This is a genomic window from Collinsella sp. AM36-4AA (assembly GCF_003467795.1).
In the GTDB taxonomy this organism is placed as follows: domain Bacteria; phylum Actinomycetota; class Coriobacteriia; order Coriobacteriales; family Coriobacteriaceae; genus Collinsella.
The window spans coordinates 1-20,833 of the sequence record NZ_QSHS01000013.1 but is presented as its reverse complement, the minus strand read 5'-3'; the positions used below and the strand labels follow the sequence as shown (position 1 = coordinate 20,833).

Annotated in this window: 18 protein-coding genes, 1 other RNA gene and 1 pseudogene; 6 read left to right on the top strand and 14 right to left on the bottom strand. The window is 60.2% G+C overall.

The features are described 5' to 3' along the window. Positions 1–114: 114 nt before the first annotated feature. From DW850_RS05455 to glp, 5 genes are all read right to left on the bottom strand, one after another. Positions 115–1,185, bottom strand: a complete 1,071-nt coding sequence (locus DW850_RS05455; protein ID WP_117786470.1) for a sulfate/molybdate ABC transporter ATP-binding protein — start codon at positions 1,183–1,185, stop codon at positions 115–117. 3 nt (positions 1,186–1,188) lie between these two features. Next, complete coding sequence (modB, locus tag DW850_RS05450) at positions 1,189–2,631, bottom strand: molybdate ABC transporter permease subunit (RefSeq protein WP_233540625.1); 1,443 nt, start codon at positions 2,629–2,631, stop codon at positions 1,189–1,191. 68 nt (positions 2,632–2,699) lie between these two features. Then, positions 2,700–3,572, bottom strand: a complete 873-nt coding sequence (gene modA, locus DW850_RS05445; RefSeq protein WP_117786468.1) for a molybdate ABC transporter substrate-binding protein — start codon at positions 3,570–3,572, stop codon at positions 2,700–2,702. A 204-nt stretch (positions 3,573–3,776) separates the two neighbouring features. Further along, positions 3,777–4,256: a molybdenum cofactor biosynthesis protein B gene (locus DW850_RS05440; RefSeq protein WP_117786467.1), complete on the bottom strand. Its 480-nt coding sequence runs from the start codon at positions 4,254–4,256 to the stop codon at positions 3,777–3,779. 10 nt (positions 4,257–4,266) lie between these two features. Further along, complete coding sequence (gene glp, locus DW850_RS05435) at positions 4,267–5,529, bottom strand: gephyrin-like molybdotransferase Glp (protein ID WP_117786466.1); 1,263 nt, start codon at positions 5,527–5,529, stop codon at positions 4,267–4,269. A gap of 211 nt (positions 5,530–5,740) precedes the next feature. On the opposite strand from glp, the gene DW850_RS05430 reads away from it, so the two are divergent. Then, complete coding sequence (locus DW850_RS05430; protein WP_199575590.1) at positions 5,741–7,162, top strand: chloride channel protein; 1,422 nt, start codon at positions 5,741–5,743, stop codon at positions 7,160–7,162. Between the two features lie 86 nt (positions 7,163–7,248). After that, positions 7,249–8,211 (top strand): diacylglycerol kinase family protein, encoded by a 963-nt coding sequence (locus DW850_RS05425; RefSeq protein ID WP_117786465.1) that lies wholly within the window; start codon positions 7,249–7,251, stop codon positions 8,209–8,211. 21 nt (positions 8,212–8,232) lie between these two features. Here DW850_RS05425 and DW850_RS05420 read toward each other — a convergent pair whose 3' ends face one another. The 4 genes from DW850_RS05420 to DW850_RS05405 form a co-directional block, all read right to left on the bottom strand. Continuing rightward, positions 8,233–8,613, bottom strand: coding sequence for a peptide chain release factor-like protein (locus DW850_RS05420; protein ID WP_369832413.1), 381 nt, complete (start codon positions 8,611–8,613; stop codon positions 8,233–8,235). 83 nt (positions 8,614–8,696) lie between these two features. Beyond that, positions 8,697–9,275: a xanthine phosphoribosyltransferase gene (locus tag DW850_RS05415; RefSeq protein WP_117786464.1), complete on the bottom strand. Its 579-nt coding sequence runs from the start codon at positions 9,273–9,275 to the stop codon at positions 8,697–8,699. A 157-nt stretch (positions 9,276–9,432) separates the two neighbouring features. Beyond that, a complete protein-coding gene (locus DW850_RS05410; RefSeq protein ID WP_117786463.1) occupies positions 9,433–10,737 on the bottom strand; it encodes an MFS transporter in 1,305 nt (434 codons plus the stop codon). Between the two features lie 141 nt (positions 10,738–10,878). After that, positions 10,879–12,162, bottom strand: coding sequence for an O-acetylhomoserine aminocarboxypropyltransferase/cysteine synthase family protein (locus tag DW850_RS05405; RefSeq protein ID WP_117786462.1), 1,284 nt, complete (start codon positions 12,160–12,162; stop codon positions 10,879–10,881). 229 nt (positions 12,163–12,391) lie between these two features. Between DW850_RS05405 and DW850_RS05400 the strand changes: the two genes are divergently transcribed. Continuing rightward, positions 12,392–12,838, top strand: coding sequence for a C-GCAxxG-C-C family protein (locus DW850_RS05400; protein WP_117786461.1), 447 nt, complete (start codon positions 12,392–12,394; stop codon positions 12,836–12,838). A gap of 67 nt (positions 12,839–12,905) precedes the next feature. Here the strand turns inward: DW850_RS05400 and DW850_RS05395 are convergent, their stop codons facing one another. The 3 genes from DW850_RS05395 to rpsA all read right to left on the bottom strand — a co-directional run bounded on the left by DW850_RS05395 (position 12,906) and on the right by rpsA (position 15,609). Continuing rightward, a complete protein-coding gene (locus DW850_RS05395) occupies positions 12,906–13,544 on the bottom strand; it encodes a YigZ family protein (protein WP_199575579.1) in 639 nt (212 codons plus the stop codon). A 213-nt stretch (positions 13,545–13,757) separates the two neighbouring features. Continuing rightward, positions 13,758–14,119, bottom strand: an RNA gene (gene rnpB / locus DW850_RS05390) — RNase P RNA component class A. A 323-nt stretch (positions 14,120–14,442) separates the two neighbouring features. Continuing rightward, the gene (gene rpsA, locus DW850_RS05385; RefSeq protein WP_022095232.1) at positions 14,443–15,609 is read right to left on the bottom strand and encodes a 30S ribosomal protein S1; all 1,167 of its coding nucleotides are present in this window, start codon (positions 15,607–15,609) and stop codon (positions 14,443–14,445) included. A gap of 315 nt (positions 15,610–15,924) precedes the next feature. Here rpsA and DW850_RS05380 point away from each other — a divergent pair, with 315 nt between their 5' ends. Further along, positions 15,925–16,683 (top strand): HAD family hydrolase, encoded by a 759-nt coding sequence (locus DW850_RS05380; protein WP_117786459.1) that lies wholly within the window; start codon positions 15,925–15,927, stop codon positions 16,681–16,683. Positions 16,684–16,770: 87 nt separating this feature from the next. Here the strand turns inward: DW850_RS05380 and DW850_RS05375 are convergent, their stop codons facing one another. Further along, the gene (locus tag DW850_RS05375; protein ID WP_233539157.1) at positions 16,771–17,445 is read right to left on the bottom strand and encodes a DeoR/GlpR family DNA-binding transcription regulator; all 675 of its coding nucleotides are present in this window, start codon (positions 17,443–17,445) and stop codon (positions 16,771–16,773) included. Positions 17,446–17,658: 213 nt separating this feature from the next. Then, complete coding sequence (locus DW850_RS10280; protein WP_233540624.1) at positions 17,659–19,905, bottom strand: PTS transporter subunit EIIC; 2,247 nt, start codon at positions 19,903–19,905, stop codon at positions 17,659–17,661. On the opposite strand from DW850_RS10280, the gene DW850_RS05360 reads away from it, so the two are divergent. Both DW850_RS05360 and DW850_RS05355 read left to right on the top strand, forming a co-directional pair. Further along, the gene (locus tag DW850_RS05360) at positions 19,882–20,283 is read left to right on the top strand and encodes a hypothetical protein (protein WP_233539156.1); all 402 of its coding nucleotides are present in this window, start codon (positions 19,882–19,884) and stop codon (positions 20,281–20,283) included. The two genes, DW850_RS10280 and DW850_RS05360, sit on opposite strands and share 24 nt — an antisense overlap. Positions 20,284–20,372: 89 nt before the next feature. Then, positions 20,373–20,833: pseudogene (locus DW850_RS05355) on the top strand (tryptophan--tRNA ligase); the annotation flags it as partial.

Here is a 20,833-nt window from a genome sequence, read left to right as displayed (position 1 = left end):
TGCCGTCGTTTAATAAATAATTATCTTGATTGATAAGAATTTGTCATTCCTCATTCGGCGAACGGCAAAAACAAAGCCGCCGAGGCTTATATCCCCCGACGGCACTACCCGGCGCTATCGACAAACCAAATGGATCCTGCTGGCATCAAAATGCATGCGCAGCGTCTCGCCTGCTTGCGGCAGCTCGTCGACAGGCATGCCCACTTTGTTGACCTTCCACTGCAGGCGCGTCGGCGCATCGGCACGCGGCGCGTCCAGCAGCACCAGGCGCTCAAAACGCGAATCGCTCACTCGGGCCACGTGCAGGTCATAGCTGTTGCGACCCCGCTCGGCACGGTTGTCCACATGGAAGTAGCTCGCACGAATACCCAGGTACGCCACGTTATCGGGAACCTCACGGCCCACGTTGAAGGTCATGCCCCAGTCCAGGGCCTCAACTTCCTGAAGCCCGATCTTGCGCGCGCGGCTCGTATTCTTGCAGCCCGTCAGGCGCAGCGCAGCCAAGGATTGCGGCCGGCGGACCACGTCCTCGACGGAGCCGATCTCCTCCACATGTCCGTTATGCATCACGCAAATGCGCTCGCACAGGCGGCATGCCTCGTCAATATCGTGGCTCACGTAGAGCACGGTACGGTTACAGACGTCGAACAGGTCGAGCATGTTCTGCTCAAGCGCGCTCTTGAGATACGCGTCGAGCGCGCTCATGGGCTCATCGAACATAAAAATGCCCGGGTGTGCCGCCACCATGCGAGCAAGCGCCACACGCTGCTGCTGGCCGCCCGAGAGGCGCGCGGGATAACGGTCGGCAAAGTCGACCAGTCCAAAGATACCCAGGTAGCGCTCGGCAAGTCGTCTGCGCGCTGCGGCGTCGCCTGCACCCTCAACGCCGGCGCACACGTTATCGGCCACCGTCATATTAGGGAACAGCTGATAGTTTTGAAACATCAGGGCGCATTTTCGCTCCTGGGGCGAAAGGTTGATGCCCGTCGCAGAGTCAAAGAAGGTCACGCCGTTGACGACGATCTTGCCCTCGTCGGGCGTCTCCACGCCGGCAATACAGCGCAAGGTGCAGCTCTTGCCGCATCCGGAGGCGCCGAGCAGCGCCACACGCTCCTCGCCGGCATCGAGCTGCATGTCGAGCATAAACCCGGGATAGCGCTTTTTGATATCCAGGACAAGCGACATGGTCTATCGACCTCCCTTCGAGACGGCGTCATCGCGCATGAGCTCGGCCAGCGCCTCGCGATCGATACGCAGCGCATCGCCGCCCACTGGGTCGAGCGAATCGATCTGGCTACCCAGCTGCTTGGCCTGTTTGCGCTCTGCACGGGAGAGACCACGCTCGCGATACTTTTGCGAATGCGCCGTGTACATGTTGATGAACAGGATGACCAGGAAACTAAACACGATCACGACGACGACCCAAAAGAGGGCCACCGAGGTGTTGCCGCCCATCCACTCAAAGTAGATGGCGATAGGGATGGTCTGGGTAATGCCGGCGTAGTTGCCCGCAAGGAACAGGGTGCAACCAAACTCGCCCATCGCGCGGGCAAAGGCGAGCACCGTGCCGGCGGCAATCGAGGGCCAGCCAAGCGGCATCATAAGCTTGGTAAAGATGCGACGCTCGGACCATCCCAGGGTTCGCGCCGCATCGAGCATCTGCGTGTCAAGGCTCTCGAAGGCTCCGAGTGCCGTACGGTAGACCAGGGGAAACGACACCACCACGGCAGATATCACCGCCGCGGGCCACGTAAAGACGATCGAGATACTGTGTGCAATAAGCCACTGGCCAACCCCGGTTGAGCGGCCAAACAGCATGAGGAGCAGAAAGCCACACACCGTGGGAGGCAGCACCATCGGGATGGTAAAGACCGAGTCGAGTAGGCCCTTCACGCGGCTCGTCGTACCCATGGTCTTCCATGCGGCAAACAGGCCCAGCGCAAAGGAGATCAGCAGGGCAAGGCCGCTCGTTTTGATAGACACCCAAAACGGGCGATAGTCGATGTTGCCCAAAAAGGAGGCCAGAGAGGCCAAGGGCCCCTGCTCATCCCGCAACACGACAGACGATGCTTCTACCATTTGAGCGCTATCAAGCCAACGCGCGCCGCCCTTGGCATCACCCGAGGCTGACGCAATCACCACATAGCGGTCCCCATCCGCACCACGCACATCAAAGCCATAGGTATACCCGCCGGCATCAAACGTTGTTTCCGCCGTGACATACCAAGGAAGATCCACGTCCCCCAGCTGCGCACCTCCCATGCAGTTTGCGCTGTCGAGCTCACAGACGAGAGCCTTGAGACCCGATACGCACTCGTTGTCCTGCGGATCCAAACCATACTTCTCGACTGCCTTGGGCGATATCCACACCATAACGCGATCGGCAGCGGGCGCCACTACAAGGTCCACGTCCTCGTCAACGGGAAACCGATAGCCCTCAGGCTGGCCCTCCATGGCACGAGCGGTCCCCTTGGCCAACCGCTCAAAACCCTCGATCCCATAGGAAAGCCCATGAGCGGTCGCAGCAACCTGGGCCCCGTCCTCAGCGTCCCCAGCAAACGCAAGTCCCGGCACCCAGCAAAGCGCGAGGGTCAAAGCACAGACGACAAGCATGCGGAATCTATTAAGCACGAAAAGCTCCAAGCGAACACAAGGACGGAGTGAGACACAAAACGATGGAATTATCGCGCCAAGCCGCACTACTCGGAAAGCTCAAAGCCGTACTTAGCCCAAATCTTCTGAGCCTTCTTGTTGGTCAGACAGAAGTCGATAAATGCCTTGGCCTCGTCGGCGTGCTCGGAGCTCTCGGCAACGGCGCCCGGGTACACGATGGGCTTGTGCGAATCCTCGGGGCACACGAAGGCCTCCTCGATGCCGTCATAGCGGAAGATATCGGAGCTGTAGACAAAACCGGCCACGCAGTCGCCCGTAGACACATAGGCGGCGGCGGTACCAACTTTGTCGGCCAGTGCGACCTTGTCGGCGATCTCGGGTGCGTACTCGCCATCGTCACCCTCGGCACCGGTGTAGAGGCCCGCGGAGGCCAGTGCCTGATTGGCGTACTTGCCGGCAGGAACGGTCTTGGCGTCGCCGATGGCGATCTTGCCGTCCAGGCTCGCGATGTCGGCGATGGCCTCGACCTTGGTGTCGGAGCCCTCGGCGCGAATGACCACAAGATCGTTGACGAACATATCCTCACGCGTGTCGGCGTCGACGAGCTCGGCGGCCTCGGCGTCGTCCATGGTGCCCTTGGAGGCTGTGATGAGCACGTCGACCGTGGCGCCGGCGCGCATCTGCTCGACAAGGTCGCCGGACGCCTTAAACTGCGTGTCGGCAAAGGTGGTACCGGTCTGGTCGGTGTAGAGCTCCTGAACCTCGGGCAGAGCCTTCTCGAGCGAGTTGGCGGCAAAGACCTGCAGCTCGACAGCCTTCTTGGACGAAATCTTGGCGGAGCCGGCATCGGAACCGGTCGACTCAGGCTCCTTGTTGCCGGAGCAGCCGGCAAGGCCAAGGCCGGCAGCGGCGACAGCGGAGAGTGAGACGAATCCGCGGCGAGAAACCATATCGAACATGTTCAACCCTTTCGGACCTTGTGCCCGGGTACCCCACCGCAGGCTTTATTCTGTAATTAGATTATACTTTCGTGCGAATAATATCAGTGATAAAGATTTCTCGCCTGATAATTTTCTTTTACCAATAACCACGAGACGGCCCGCGCTGTCGATGCATAAAAAGGCGGAGCGACTCGCAAGGTCGCTCCGCCGCAGGTAGTGCGCTTATTTGGTGTGCCCGCCGCCCGCCGTCATCTGGGCCGCATGCTCCAGCTGGTCGCTCACGGCCTCCCAGCTTTCGCGGGCCGCTTTCGTGGATCCCGGAAAGTTGATGACAAGCGTATACCCACGCTGCATGCACACGGCGCGCGAGAGCATGGCGCGGCGCGTCTTGGTCATGGAGTACGCACGGATCGCCTCGGCAATACCCGGCACATCGCGATCGCAGACGGTACGCGTCGCCTCGGGCGTCACATCGCGCATCGAAAGCCCCGTGCCGCCGCAGGTGAGCACGACATTGGCGTGGCACTCATCGGCGGCTTCCACAATGGCATCACCGATCTCGCTGACGTCGTCGCGCACGACCACATGCGAGGCGACCGTCCATCCCTGCGCCTCGATAAGCTCCTCGAGTGCGGCACCCGCCTCGTCCTGGGCAAGGTCGCGCGTATCCGAGCACGTCACGATCGAAATCTTTAGCTCCATAACATTCCTCCTATAGCACCGTGCCCTCAGGCAGGTCGACTCGCACGACATCCACGACATCGCCCGCCTTGAGGTCGCACGGTCCTTCGTCAATACGCAGCAGGCAGTTAGCCCGCTGCATTGTGCCGAGCAGCGCCGAATTCTGTGTCTTGGCCTCGGTCACCAACAGCTCACCGGTCTCGGGGTCGCGCAAAACCGTGGCGCGATCGAAGAAGCGGCGATGCTGTCGCTTTTTCACGCCGTGCGTGAGCGTCGCCTGCTGCACGGGACGCACGCCCTCGGCAAAGCCGCGCATCTTGCGAATCGCCGGACGCGCAAGCATCTCAAAGCCTACATACGCCGCGGCCGGATTGCCTGAAAGTCCCAGGTAGGGCTTACCCCCAAGCAAGCCAAACGTGATGGCCTTGCCCGGACGCATCGAGATGCGATCGAACAGCACCTCACCCTCGCGCCGGACGAGCGCCGTCACGTAGTCGTAGTCGCCTGCCGAGGCGCCACCGCTCGTAATGACAAAATCGCACTCCTGCACGGCACGATGCACCAGCTCGGCAATCGCCTGCTCATCATCGGGCGCAATGCCGTAGAACACGGGCTCGGCTCCTGCATCGAGCGCTTCGGCCATCAACGCCGACGAATTGGAGTCGCGAATCTGCCCGCGCGCCGGCAGCTCACCCGGCGCGACCAGCTCCGTGCCCAGCGAGATAATGCCCACACGCGGCGCGGCATGCACCTTCACGCTCGCATAACCGGCGCTCGCCAACAAGCCGGCGCCCGCCGGAGCCACGACCTCGCCAGCGCGCATCACGACATCGCCGGCATGGGCCTCCTCGGCGGCAGAGCGAACGTTCTCCCCTACCTTGGCAGGCGCCGAGAAGCGAACGCGCGAGCCCTCGTTGCCGTCGCCATCGAGTACGTCGACGATCTCGTACTTCACCACGGCATCGGCACCTTCGGGTACCGGCGCGCCCGTCATGATGCGGACCGTCTCGCCCGCGCCGATTGTGTCCTCAAACACATGGCCCGCGGCCTCGTGTCCGATAACGTCGAGCGTCACCGGCGCCTCGTCAGACGCCTGCGCCAAGTCCGCCGAGCGCACGGCATATCCGTCCATAGCGCTGTTGGCAAACGGCGAGATGTCGATATCGGCCACCGCGTCCTCGGCCAAGGGAAGACCGGCGGCCTGCCACACGGGAATCTCGATGAGATCCGTCGGAGCAACGTGCGACAAAACAATCGATTGCGCATCCTCCAGCGGTATGAGTTTCTCTGCCATATGCACCTCTTAATGCCACGGCGCACAACAAGGGCGCCGATTCATTATGCTTGTCTCAGTATAATCCCCCCGACGCACGACCGTGACTCGGCCTGTACCCGCAAATACACCTGTCGGTTGCAGGCCGCGAAACAGAATGGAAACCAACCCACCGGCTCGTCGCGTTTACCGCGTTTTATAATGCTCGTGTTGCAACCCAAAAGAGGAACGTATGGCTCATAACGACAAACCCGAAAGCGCAAACGAAGCGCAGAATCATTCCCAGCCGCTCGACGACGGCGGATTTTTCTCCCTTAATGACGTCATCACGGCAGGCAGGCATCAACTTACCCGCTCCGAGCATCTCTTGGCTGCCGACACGCGCCGCAACGCCCGCAACCTACTAGCGAGCGCTAAGTTGCTCGTACTCGTCGTCATCGTCTCGCTCGCCATGGGCGTTGCCGCTTGGGCGTTTTTGGCCTCGTTGAATATCGCGACCGACTATCGCGAGCACCATGCGTGGATTTACGCGCTGCTTCCCGTTGTGGGCGTTGCCACCGCATGGGTGTACAAAAATCACGGTCTTGCCGCCAAACGCGGTAACAACCTGGTCATCGACTCCGCTCTGGGCACACGCCTCATCCATATGCGCATGGCCGTCCTCACCTTCGTCTGCTCCACGCTCACGCACCTAACGGGCGGATCGGCCGGTCGCGAGGGGGCCGCGGTGCAGATTGGCGGGACCATCGCCAGCAACATCTCGAGCCTCGCCCACCTCAAAAAACATGACCACCACGACCTCATGCTCGCCGGCATCTCGTCGGCCTTTGGCGCCGTATTCGGCTCGCCCCTTGCTGGAGCTTTCTTTGGCATGGAGATGTGCTTTATCGGCAAGATCGACTACACCGCGGGCATCTACTGCCTGGTCGCCTCGTTTACCGGCTACTTTACGTCACTTGCCTTGGGAACCGAGTACGAGGCGAATGTCATCGCCAGCGTTCCCAACATGACACCACGGACGGTTGTCATCGTTGTTATCAGCGCAATTATCTTCGGTCTGACGGCACGCCTCTTTGCCTGGTCGGTTCGAACCGTCAAAAGCCTTTACGGTCGCTTTATCACCAATTACCTTACTCGCGCACTCGTGGGCGCACTCGTGGTTTTGGCCGCCTATGCCCTCCTTGACGCCTGGGACTACGCCGGCCTTTCCACATGGCTTTCCGGCGCCGGATTTGCAGGCAACACCACCCTGGCGGACGCAGCCATCAAGTTGGTCGTCACAGCGCTTACCCTGGGCGCGGGCTTCCAAGGCGGCGAGGTCACGCCCCTGTTTGGCATCGGTGCGGCACTCGGTGGCTGGATCGGTTGCCTTACCGGGCTTGACCCCAGTTTTCTGGCGGCTCTCGGCATGCTCGGCGTGTTCTGCGCCGGCCTCAACGTGCCCATCACCACCTGCATGATGGCCATCGACCTGTTCCACGGCACGGCCGCCGGGTTCTTTGTCATCGTGGCCTTTATCAGCTACCTAACCGGCGGACACCGCGGCGTGTACCCCGCCCAGCGCATCATCTCACCCAAGCGCCGCTCGCTTATTGTGGATGAGGGAGGTACGGTAGCGGATGCTATCGAGCGCCACAACGACCTGATAGAGTAGATGTAATAATCGCCGTGCAGCCACAATCGGGGGTAATTCGACCTGAGCGCGACCGCACTATCATGTCACACGCCGGGAGTCGCCCCATGCACGCAACTGATTTTGGTCGCACGCTCATCATCGCCAACCCAGCCGCCCAGTCGGGCGCGGCACGCGAAGTTGCCGAGCGCCTGCAACGCTTTTTGGACATGACTGCACGCGCATCCCAGTTTGACCTGGTGCTGACCGAGCGTATGGGACACGCCAAGGAGCTGGCCGCGCAGGCTCAGGGCTATCGCACCGTTATCGCTCTTGGCGGCGACGGCGTGATTCACGAGGTCGTCAACGGGCTTATGACGCAAGAGCAGGACGCCCGCCCCGCTCTTGCCGTCCTGCCCGTGGGCTCCGGCAACGATTTTGCCCAGACGCTCGGTATCGACGATTTCTCCGGCAAGGATTTTGGCGCGCTGCTCACCTGCGAGCTGCAGCATCAGGACATCGGGCGCATTCGCTCGTGGAACCCTGCGAGCGGCAGCGGCGATGCTACCGTTGAGTACTACGACCAGACGCTTTCGGTCGGCATCGATGCCGCCATCGGCCTTGGCACCACCGAGCTGCGCAAAAAGACCGGCTTGACAGGCGCGCCGCTCTACACCCTCTCGGGACTTGAGCAGTTTGGTCTGCGCTATCGCAACTACCCCATGACAGTCAGCTTTGACGGCGCGCCCGCCGAGCGCGTGAGGGCGATCATCATGGCGATTCAGCTGGGCCCCACCTATGGCTCGGGCTATCGCATCTGCCCCGATGCCGACCCCTGCGACGGCATCCTCGACGTCTGCTACGCCTGCGGCCCCGTCCCCCGCGCCGTTGCCCTGCCTATGTTTCTTTCGGCCAAGGACGGCCACCACACCAAGTTGCCGCCGGTTCGTATGCGCCGCTGCCGCCATGCCGAGCTCACCTTCGAGCAGCCCGATTACCCCATCCAGGCCGACGGCGAGCCCATTGTCGCCTCGCGCATCGAGGTTGACGTCCTCGGCAGCGCCCTCCAAGTTTGGCACCCCGCCCGCTAGCAAGGCCAGTGGAGCACTCGACTACTCGTCGCTGCCCGGCTTGCGGCGGTTGGCCTTTTTGATGGCGTTGAAGTGCTTGTCGTTGAGCCTGCGCTGGCGGGAGCGCTGGGGCACCTTGGTCTTTACGCGTCGGCGCGGTGGACGCCCGCGACGCTCGAGCTCGGCGCGTAGTTTGCGCAGGCAGCTCGCGCGATTCTGGAACTGGCTGCGGCTCTCGCGCGCCGTCACGGTAATCCCCGAAGGGATATGCTTCATGCGCACCGCCGAGTCCGTCGTGTTCACGCCCTGGCCGCCCGGACCCGTCGCGCGAAACACCTGGACCTCGCAATCACGCGCCAGCTCCTCGGCCGACACCTCGGCATAGCGCGCATACTCGCGCCACCCCATCTTGTTCTCATCCATATCAACACCTCCCCTCATACAAAAAATGTGACAAAGGGAAAGTCCCTTTGTCACATCGCATACCAATCGCTTGTGTTGCGCGCTTAGGCGAAGGTGATCTCGCCGTTATCGCAGTCCATATCGGCGATACGGGCCAGGCTCTCAACGCGAAAGCCGCGCTCGCGGAGCTTATCGCCACCGCCCTGGAAGCCCTTCTCCACCGCAATGCCAATGCCGGACACCTCGGCACCCGCAGCCTCGCAGATCTTGATAAGACCCTCGAGCGCACAGCCGTTGGCCAAGAAGTCGTCGATAATCAGGACCTTATCGCCCTCGGAAAGGAAGCGCTTGCCCACGATGACGGGGTACTCCTTCTGCTTGGTAAAGGAGTAGATGGTCGTAGCGTACTGCTCGCCGTCGAGGTTAATGGACTGGGCCTTCTTGGCAAAGACCACCGGCACGCCGCCAAAATGCTGAGCTGCAATGCAGGCCATGCCAATGCCCGAAGCCTCGATCGTCAGGATCTTGTTGATCTCGACGCCCTCGAACAGACGGGCCCACTCAGCGCCCATGTGATCGAACAGCTCAACGTCGCACTGGTGGTTGAGGAAGGCATCAACCTTAAGGACGTTACCGGCCTTTACGATGCCGTCATGGCGAATACGATCCTCAAGCTCCTGCATGGCGCAACCCCTTCTCGCGGCAACGATACCGCGCGATTAATAAACGTTGTTCGATAGTCTACCACGGACCGACCCCCGCCCGTCCCACAAGCCGCATCGCACCACAAACCAGTTTTTTGAGACGGCGCGAATACGTGGCAGGCAGCCTCCCAACACGCTAATGGCGGGCGCGCATCCTCACCAAACGAACCATCGAGAGGACAAAGCCCACGGCTGCCACGGCCATCAACACATAGAACACCGAACGAAAACCAAACAGGAACACATCCGGACGGCCTGCAACAAAACTGGTCACGGCCTCGCCCATCGCCACGCTCATCTGCCCATACAGGATATTCGACGCCACCGTAATGCCCACTGCCATACCCGCATAGCGCGCCAGGCTACCCAGGCTGCCAGCAAAGCCGAGCGCTTCGCGCGGAGCCGAGCCCATGTACAGCGAGTTATTGGGGCTCTGAAAAATCGACGTTCCGCACGACATAAACGCGACACAGCACACGATCACAGGGATGGAAGAGTGCTCGTCGAGCGTGCTTACCGCAAAAAGACCGCACACGTACACACCCAGGCCCACCGCCGTGGGGCCCTCGCAGCCAACGCGGTCCGAAACCGTACCCGAAAGCGGGCCGATAAAGGCATTCACCATCGGCAGCGCCAAAAAGAGCAATCCGGAAATGTCGGAACCAAAGCCGTGGGCGTCCTGAAAATAGAACGGCAGGATAAACTCGGATGCACCGATACCAACGAACACGATGAGCATGCAGGCAAGGTTGATGGTGAAGGCCGAATTTGCAAAGCAGCGACGCGCAGCCTCCGAAAGGGGCATGGGACGCTCGCCCGCCTCGGGCTTAACATGCGGCAACGTGTAGAGCCCCACGATGAACGAGATAACGCCAATAGGCAGGTTGATGAGGAAGATGCTCTCCCAAGGAAAACTTGCCACCAGCATGCCTCCGAGCACGGGGCCGCACATCATACCGAGGGCCACGAAGGTCGCGAGAATGCCCATGGCACGACCGCGCTCGCGCGCCGGAAACGACTCGGTGATGATGCCCATATTGTTTGCCATGGCCGCCGCGCAACCAACACCCTGAACAATGCGCGCCAGAATAAGAACCTCGAGCGAGGCCGACAGGCCACACAGCAGCGAGCCAACCGTAAAGACGATAACACCCAGCTGGAACACGCCCACCTTGCCGCGCACATCGCCCAAACGACCAAACGGCAGCATGGCCACGCACGTCGAAAGCAGATACACCGAGCTCACCAGCTGAATGCGATCGAGGCCCACACCCAGCTCCTTTTGCATCACGGGCAACGCCACGGTCACGACGGTCGAATCCAGACACGCCATAAACGTCATAATGAGCACCGTAAACAAGATTGCCCATTTGTTCTTGCCATGGGTGTCGCCCTCAAGGGCAATGCGCTCGCGGCGCAGCTGCTCTGCGGTTTTCTCCATATCCATCCTTTCGAGTGGCATAACGCAAAAACGGGGCCCCAATCGCCTATAGACAATCGCGATTGGGGTCCCGCCTACGGAATCGGAACTAAAGGTCGCCGAGACAATCTATCGGAATCAGCGCCTTGTACGAAAGCTAGCCTAGCACTGCTCGAGCGCCTGCTCAAGGTCGGCAATCAGATCGGCCGTGTCCTCGAGGCCGCACGATAGGCGCACCATGTCGGCCGAGATGCCGCAGGCGATGAGCTCCTCGTCGTTCATCTGGCGGTGCGTGGCGTTAGCAGGATGCAGGCAGCAGGTGCGGGCATCCGCGACATGCGTGGCGATCTGGGCGAGCTTAAGACTCTTCATAAAGGTCTCGGCCGCCGCGCGACCACCGTTAAAGCCAAAGCTCACGACGCCGCACGTACCGTTGGGCATGTACTTTTGAGCCATGTCATAGTACTTGTCGCCCTCCAGGCCCGGATAGCTCACAAAGCGCACCTTGGGATGGCTCTGCAGGAACTTGGCGACCGCCAGGCCGTTCTCGCAATGACGCGGCATGCGCACATGCAGGCTCTCGAGCGAGCTGTTCAGGAAAAATGCCGCCTGCGGGTTCTGCATGGGGCCAAGATCGCGCATGAGCTGTGCGGTGGCCTTGGTAATGAAGGCGCCCTCGCGGCCGAACTTCTCGGCATAGGTCACGCCGTGATAGCTCTCGTCGGGTGTGGTGAGACCCGGGAACTTGTCCGCATGGGCCATCCAGTCAAACTGGCCGTGGTCGACGATCACGCCGCCCAGGTAGGCCGCATGGCCATCCATATACTTGGTGGTGGAGTGCGTAACGATGTCGGCGCCCCACTCAAAGGGACGGCACATCACGGGCGTCGGGAAGGTGTTGTCGACCATCAGCGGCACACCGTGGTCATGCGCGGCCTTGGCAAAGCGCTCGATATCGAGCACGGCAAGGGCGGGGTTGGCGATGGTCTCACCAAAGACGAGCTTGGTGTTGGGCTCAAAGGCTGCCTCGAGCTCCTCATCGGTGCAGTCGGGGGCAACGAACGTGCAGGTAACGCCCATGCGGCCCATGGTGTGGGCGAGCAGGTTGTAGGTACCGCCGTAGATAGCGGAGCTTGCGACCACGTGATCGCCGGCACCGGCCACATTAAAGATCGCCAGGAAGTTCGCAGCCATGCCCGAGCTCGTGAGCATCGCCGCGGCACCGCCCTCCATCTCGCAGATCTTGGCGGCAACCAGGTCGCACGTGGGATTCTGCAGGCGGCTGTAGAAGTAGCCCGACTCCTCCAAGTCAAACAGCTTGCCCATATGCTCGGACGTGTCGTACTTCCACGTGGTGGACTGATAGATGGGCACCTGGCGCGGCTCCGCATCGCCCGGGCGATAACCGCCCTGAACACACGTGGTACCGATGGTCTGCTCACTCATATTTAGCTCCCTTGCCTGGGTTACATTTTTATTCGGTTCACGATACCGCTACCCCGCACCCCTCTCAACCCATCCTCAAGGTAGGTTATTGGACAGATACATCGGGCTCATTTGCCCCACACTTAGGTATTGGTACGACAATAACGGCGAGATATGCACAAAGCTCTCGATGAACGAATGCGTCGGCAAGGGTACCATAGGCGGGTACACCGCAACCAAGGAGACAACGATGAAGCACATCGATACGACCCAGCTCGACACCACCGATTGTCAGGCTCAGGCTGCCGAATACCACGCCCGTGGCTTTAACTGTGCCCAGGCCGTCGCCTGTACGCTCGCGCCAGCCGTCGGCCTCGATCCCCAGATTGCCTTTACTCTCACCGAGGGCTTTGGCGCCGGCATGGGCGGCATGACCGAAACCTGCGGCGCCATCTCGGGCGCCGTGGCCATCATGGGCTTCGTGATGAGCGACGGCATGGAAAACCCCAAGACCAAGGGCCAGACCTACAAGCTGTCGCGCGAGGTCGCCAAGCGTTTTGGCGAGAAGAACACGACGACCATCTGCGGCACGCTCAAGGGCATCGGATCGGATAAGGGACCGCTGCGCAGCTGCCCCGGCTGCATCGACGATGCGGTCGAGATCGCCTGCGATGTGCTAAAGCAGCTCGCCGAGTAAACGGCAGCGACATAAAACGACGGCCGGCGCGCTTGGGATCCATCCAAAAGCACGCCGGCCCTCGTCGTTAGAACTCGGCAAATTCGGGGGCGCCGACCTCAATCTGCTCGCGCCCCGCCATAAGCTCGCGCATCTTAGCGCAAAACGGTTCCTGCTCCCCCGCCTTAAACACCAAATGAATCGTCACAGCGTCCGCGTAATCGGTGTCCGAAACCTTGGCACCGCAATCCTGCGCCAAACGAAGCACCTGCTCATACTGCGGATAGGCCACATGCGCGTCAACGGGCACGACGCTCGTCATCTCGACGATCTGCCCGGCATCCTGAGCCGCGGCCACCGCCGCCTGCGTCGCCGCGGTATAGGCGCGTACCAAGCCTCCGGGCCCCAGCAGCGTGCCGCCAAAATAGCGCGTCACCACGCAACAAACATTTTTGAGTCCTACGCCGCGCAGCACCTCGAGCGTCGGCATGCCGCTCGTACGGCTCGGCTCACCGTCATCGCTCTGACGCTCGCGCCCATCGACCAAAATCCACGCGGGAACATTGTGCCGAGCATCGTAATGACGCTTGCGAACCATCTCGATAAAGGCATTTGCCTCATCTTCGGACTCAATATGGACCAGCTGGGCAATAAACCGGCTTTTGCGGTCCACAAACTCGCCCGAAACCTCAATATTCGATTGCAGAGTAAAATAGCTGTCCAACAAAGACCCTCAACAAAATAAAGCGCAGCAACAAACAGCCTCAATAATACGATAACCCTAGTAAAAAGAATGACAACGCCGATGATTCCGTCAACGAAAGCGAGAACCCGTCAGCGCGAGCAAGGTGCCTTGAAAGCCGAGGGCATTGACCTTATGGTCATGCCCGAAGGCTTGAAAGGCAGATTGCCGCGCTGACGGGTTCGCAGCGTCAACAAAGTGCCGAGTGGGCCGATAAGCCGGGTTCTGTCGTGAACGGTCATTTATCTTGTCTGCACGTTACCGTGCAGCTCCACGCACGCTACCCGAACGCGGACCGGGCCGGCCCATAGCGTTCCTATTCGCGCTTGCTCCGGATGGGGCTTGCCAAGCCGCCATGTTGCCACGACGCTGGTGGTCTCTTACACCACCGTTTCAGCTTTTCCCTTTACGCCTTGCGGCGCAGGTGGGAGTCTTCTTTTCTGCGGCGCTTTCCGTCGGATCACTCCGCCCGGCCGTTAGCCGGCATCCCGCCCTCTGGAGCCCGGACTTTCCTCACGCGTACTGCAAGCAGCACATCGCGCGACCGTCTGGCCCACTCAGCAGTGCAAGAGTGTAACACACCGTTACCGCAGGCAATGGCACAACGCAAACGCTCGACACGATAAACCAAGAACCGCCATGCGTTACAATGATCCTGTCGATGGGCAACGTCGTCAGTCGAGACGCGACCGCGCTCCGCACCCCTCCGTCTACTCGGTGTGTTCCCGCCTCCTCCCCGAGGCGGGATGTCGGCTTTTTTCATGCACCGACAATCCAATAGCCTGTGGACAGCCCGGCAGCATTGCGCATCTCGGTGCCAAATGCAAAAAGGGACCCGTCCATTACGGACGGATCCCTTAAAACAAGTGATCGTCAAACCGATTTACTCGGCGTCGGTCTCCTCGTCCTTCTTCTCGGAAGGCAGCGGGGTAACCTCGATCTCGACGCCCAGAGTCTCAGCAGCAGACTTCATGGACAGGGAGATACGACGACGGTCGAGGTCGATCTCCATGACCTTGACCTGAACCTTGTCGCCAACGTGGGTGACCTGAGAAGGCTGGTCCACGTGCTTGTTGGCCATCTCGGAGATGTGCACCAGGCCCTCGATGCCCTCGCCCAGGTCGACGAAAGCGCCGAACGGGACAAGCTTGGTCACCGTGCCCTCGACGATAGCGCCGACGGGGTACTTCTTGACCAGTGCGCGCCACGGATCCTCGGTGGTCTGCTTGAGACCCAGGGAGATGCGCTCGCGGTTGAGGTCGACGTCGAGAACCTCGACCTCGACCTCCTGGCCGACCTTGACAACCTCGGAAGGATGGTTGACGTGGTTCCAGGAGAGCTCGGAGATGTGGATGAGGCCGTCGATACCGCCGAGGTCGACGAAGGCGCCGAAGTCGACGATGGAGGAAACGGTGCCCTGGAGACGCATGCCAGACTTGAGCTTGGACAGGATCTCGGAGCGCTCGGCCTTACGGGACTCCTCGAGCACGACGCGACGGGAGAGGACAACGTTGTTGCGGTTGCGGTCCATCTCGATGACGCGGGCCTCGATGCGGGTGCCCATGTAGGAGGTGAGGTCCTTGACGCGACGGAGGTCGACGAGGGAAGCGGGCAGGAAGCCACGCAGGCCGATGTCGAGGATCAGGCCGCCCTTGACAACCTCGATAACCTCGCCCTCGACGTTCTCGCCGGAGTTGAACTTCTCCTCGATGCGGTTCCAAGCACGCTCGTACTCGGCACGCTTCTTGGACAGGACCAGACGACCGTCCTTGTCCTCCTTCTGGAGAACCAGAGCCTCGATGGGATCACCGAGTGCAACGATGTCTGCAGGGTTAGCGTCCTTGCGGATGGACAGCTCGCGGACCGGGATAACGCCCTCGGACTTGAATCCGATGTCAACGAGCACCTCGTCATGCTCGATCTTAACGACAGTGCCGTTAACGAGATCGCCCTCATCAAAGTCGGTAATCGTACCGTCGATGAGGTTGTTCATCTCCTCCTCGTTGACATCGTCAAGAGAGAAAATGGACGAGTTCTGAATCTCACTCAAAGGTGGACCCCTTTCGAACTACGGGGCCCCGATTGCTAGGACCTACAGAAGGGTGCGACAAGCACACAACGTTTAGGAACACTCGGGAGCCGACAGATACTAATGTGACGCTTATGCAATCACGTTCGTATAGGTTACGGGGAAATGAGTTCGATTTCAAGCGTGAACTGCGATTTTTTACTCGTGTGGAGACTTTTTCGTAATCTTATGAACACACGTCTCCGCAACTTGACGATAACCAGCCAGGCATTCGGCTTTGGGGTAAAGTATCCGGAGCCAACGATTCTAGATCGATTTTTCGAGAAAGGTGCCCGCGTGCTCAAAGCAGTCGTTTTCGATATGGACGAAACGCTTCTTAGCATCAACCTCAACGCGTTCATCCTTCGATATTTTAAGGATGTCTCTTCGATGCTCGCGGATATCGGGCGCCGCAGCCGCGGTGGCACGATGGCACGCCTCGGCACCATCCTGGTCGACCTCAACGCCAATCGCCGCAGCAGCACGGACAATCGCACCAATCTTGAGTTTTACCAAGAAGAGGTCGAGCGCCGATGCGGCATTTGCCTCTCGGACCCACTTATCTACGAGGCGTTTACCTACTACGACCGCGAAGTTCTTCCGTACAAGAATGACGAACTCATCAACGCCCATGCCATGCCGGGCGCACACGCCGCACTCCAGGCCGTACAGGACGCAGGGCTGCGCTGTGCGCTCTTCACCAACCCCAGCTTTCCCCAGGGGGCTATTGAGTGCCGTATGGGCTGGGGCGATCTGGCCGACGCCCCCTTTGAGCTCGTGACGCACATGGGAAATGCCACCCGCTGCAAGCCCGATGCCACCTATTACCTCGAGCAGCTGCAGGCAATGGGGCTCGAGCCGCACGAGGTCCTTATGGTAGGCAACGACCCCAAGCGCGACTTCCCCAGTCCCGCCTGCGGTATCCAAACTGCCTATGTTGGCCAGGGAAAGCCGGGACTCGCCACCTGGCGCGGAACCATGGAAGACTTCGCCCGCGACTTTAACGCCGTAGTCGAAGCCTTCTACGAGCACCAAGTAGCCGACGAACTAAGCTAGTCCCCAAATCAGGAATGGGGCGCACGTTTGCCTCACGCTTCGTTACGTGGGCAACGGCTTGAGGGCAAGATGCGATGCCCCAGTGTCCTAGGCCGTGATCATTTTGACGCGTTCGCCGATTTTGGCGTCGCGCTTGTCGGAAATAACAGTAAAGCCCTCCAGGTCGCACACCTTTACATTTGAAAACACGTGGAACTTGGAGCTATCGGCGAGCACGTAACTCGCCTGGGAATTCTGCATCACGATACGTTTTTTGATAGCCTCGGGATAACCTGGCGTCATGATGCCGCGGTCCTCGTCCACCGCGTTGACACCTATAAACGCTCGGTCAAAGTACAGCTCGCGCAGCGCGCTCTCAACCATAGGACCGGTGAGCGAGCAGGTAACGGGGTTGAAGTCGCCGCCAATTACCACCACCTTAGCAGCAAGCTCGCCCGTAAACCAACATGCATAGCCGTTGGTGGTGTAGATAGTCACCGGCTTGTCGACGAGCAGGCTCAGGAGCGCCATCGCGGTGGTACCGGAGTCGACATAGACCGTCTCACCGTCCTCGACCTCCGCCGCCGCACAACGCGCGATCAGGTCCTTCTCGCTGCTCCGCTGCGCACCCTTCTCAAAAACGCTCGCCTCGTGAGCCGCGGAATGCAACTTAACCGCGCCGCCGGTCAGATACTCGATGCTCCCCCGCTTCTCAAGTTCTTTGAGGTCACGGCGAAGCGTAGACATCGACACATCGGGCATAAAGGCCGCGAGCTCGTCGATCTTGAGCAGATCGACCTCCTTAAGCTTATTGAGAATCAGTTCATGCGCTCATACGGAATCATCGGCGTTCCGTCCTTTTCATCTGTTTTCAAAGTTTACTCCAATCATGTCAATCAAAAGCAAAAAAGGGCCGCTGCGATATAAACAGCGACCCTTTATTAGATGGAAGTCGGTCTTAGCCTTGGACACATGGTGTGGGGCCTCAAAGCAAGACTAGGCGAGCTGATCGTCCTTACCGGTGAAGATGTAGCCGAGCACGCCGACGACAACAGCCGAGATAACCATACCGATCATGGCGGAGGCGAAGTTCATCGGATCGGAGGAGACGAAGGCCGGGAACGTGGTGACGGAGCCAAAGACAAAGGCAGTGGTGACAACCTTGAAAACGCCGAGGAACGCGCCACCGCAGGCACCGCCGATAATCTGAGCCAGGAAGAGCTTCTTATTCTTGAGGAGCATGCCAAAGAGCGTGGGCTCGATGATGGCAGAGAGGCAGATGGTCACGGCGCCGGTCATAGCAAAGCTCTTGAGCTTCTGGTCGCGGGCCTTGAGGAAGACGCCGAGGGCGCAGCCGATAACGGCAAAGTTGCAGGCAAAGGTGGCCGGGCAAATGTAGTCGAAGCCGTTGGAAGCGATGTTGTTGATCATGATAGGGTTGACGGCCCAGTGAATACCCATCGAGACGAGCACGGACCAGCCGCCGCCCACCAGGATGCCAGCAAGTACGTTGGAGCAGGCGATGAGCCAGTTGACCACGAAGGCAATGCCCTCGCCGGCATAGACGCCCAAGGGACCAATCACGAGCATAGTGGCGGGAACCATGATGATCAGCGAGACCGCGGGGAGCACGACGAGCCTGAGAGTCTCGGGCACATGCTCATCCAGGAACTTATAGAGGAACGAGTAAACCCAGATGGCGATGATGGCCGGGATAACGGTGGAGTTGTAGCTCATGAGCACCACGGGGATGCCGAAGAACTCGCTCATGGCGCCGTTGCCCGCATCGCCCATCAAGCCGATAAAATCGGGATAGAGCAAACAGGCGCAGATCAGAGCCGACAGGTACGGGCTCGCACCGAAGCGTTTGCCCGAGGAGAAGCCTAGAAGCACCGGCAGGAAGTAGAACACGCTCATCGAGAGGGTGTAGAGGATGGTGTAGGTACCCGTGCCCTCGGTGATAAGGCCAAGCTGAACCGCAAGGATTAGCAGGCCACGGAGGATACCGGAGCCGGCCATGGCGGGCAGCAGCGGAGCAAAGACGCCCGAGATAGCAGAGAAGATCCTGGAGACGATACCCTCATCGGAGGAGGTGCTCGTGGAGACCTCGGCGCCCGAGCCCTTGACGAGCGGCTCGAACTTCTCATAGAGCTTGGGCACCTCGGTGCCGATCAGCACTTGATACTGGCCGGCCGAGTTGACGGTGTTGACCACGCCGTCGACCTCCTTGACGGCCGCGTCGTCACACTTGGAATCGTCGCGTAGGTTCAGGCGAAGACGAGTGGCGCAGTGCGTCATGCCCGAGATGTTCTCGGGGCCGCCCACGGCGGCAAGAATGCCCTTGGCAGTAGCTTCCCAATCGCGTTTCATATAATGATTACCCCCCATCGTGCAGAAGAGCTCGCGCACGAGCGCGGCCGCTGCAAGCGCATCGTTTGCATCGATCACGGACTGAATCTTTTCCTGGCCCACGCTTTCCAGGGCGTCATTCATAAGCTTCATCATAACGAGGTTATGAGCGCACTCCCCTTCCGCATCCTCGATAATCGGGAACGTATCGAAGTAGACGGCGCGGTCAAAGGCGTACTTCTTGAGATAGAAGAGCATTTCGAGCATCTTGACAGGCGTAGCCATGCCAATCATGAGTCCGTCGTCCATCACGCCGTAACCATCGTTGAGGTGAATGCCGTAGAGCTTGCCGGCACGGCCGAAGATATCGGTAGCCATCGCGGGGTTCTCGTGCTTCATGAGCATGTGACAGTAATCGAGCGTGACACCCAGATTCTCGCGGTCCGCCGCGTTGAGGATCATGCCGGTGAGGCCCATCGTATCGATATAGGCGTAGCTGCGCTCCTCATAGGGCTTGTACTCGATGAAGATATGCAGGTCGGGCGCATAGTCGCAGACCGCCTGGAACGCCTTAACGAGGTTGTCAAACACGTGGGTGTAGTCGATCTGGAAGCTGTAGTCGAAGCCATCGTGGCCGAGCCAGATCGTCACGGTATCGCCGCCGCAGGTGCGACAGTAATCGCAGGCCTCATAGCAGAGCTTAAGCGCCTCTCCAGCGAGCGCGGGATCCTGGTTGCCCAGGTCCCCATTGATAAAATCGCTGCGAAAGCGAAGAGCCGTGCCGTTGAGCTTAAGATCGTGTGCGTCGAGCTTGGCCTTCATCTCCTCGGCGGGGATGCCCACCACGTGCTCAGGGTAATTAAGGTCCACATGGGTGAGGCCGACAAGGGCCACATCCACCATCGCCTGATCCAGGAGGGCTACGACCAGCGACAGGCGGTCCTGCTCATCTACGCATGGTGTCTACTGCTCTCCCTCGGCGCCATGGTGATCAACCAGGTCCCCGTGGGAGCCCGCGTGGTGATCTTCCTCTTGCTGTTCGCGTGCTCGGCGCTATTCGCCGCGCGCCTGCACCTGTTTGAGCCAGTACTGCGTCACCACTACAATCCCAAGACTCAGCGAGATGAGACCGTCACGCCCGAAGACCACGCTTTCGCCGCCGAGGAGCGCGCGGCGCACGTGGCCCATGAGGAGCGGCTCGAGCATATCGAGGGGCTCCTTCCCAAGAAGGGAAACGACCCTGCGGGACGACAAGGCGAAAACCATCGTTGATTCCGGCAAGAGACGCCGTTTCTCTGGTAGCTTCATCTTCAACCAAGACCGACAATGCCGGCCGGGCACTCAACCCAAAAGGAGACAGCATGCCCAACGAGCCCAGCTATGAGGTCAGCCTCGAGCGCAGCAACCAGATCCGCGCCGACCTGCCGCAGCACCCCGAGAAGTACACCATGCTCACCAGCGACCGCCCCACCGGCCGCCTGCACCTCGGCCACTACTTCGGCACGCTCAAGAGCCGTGTCGAGCTGCAGGACATGGCCGTGCACACCAACGTGCTCATCGCCGACTACCAGGTCATCACCGACCGCGACAGCACCGATAACATCCAGGACAACGTGTACAACATGGTCATGGACTACCTTGCCTGCGGTATCGATCCCGACAAGACCATGATCTACGCGCACTCCGCCGTGCCCGCAGCCAACCAGCTCATGCTGCCGTTCCTGTCGCTGGTGTCCGAGGCCGAGCTGGCTCGCAACCCCACGGTCAAGGCCGAGATGAAGGCCTCGGGCCATGAGCTCACCGGCCTTCTGCTCACCTACCC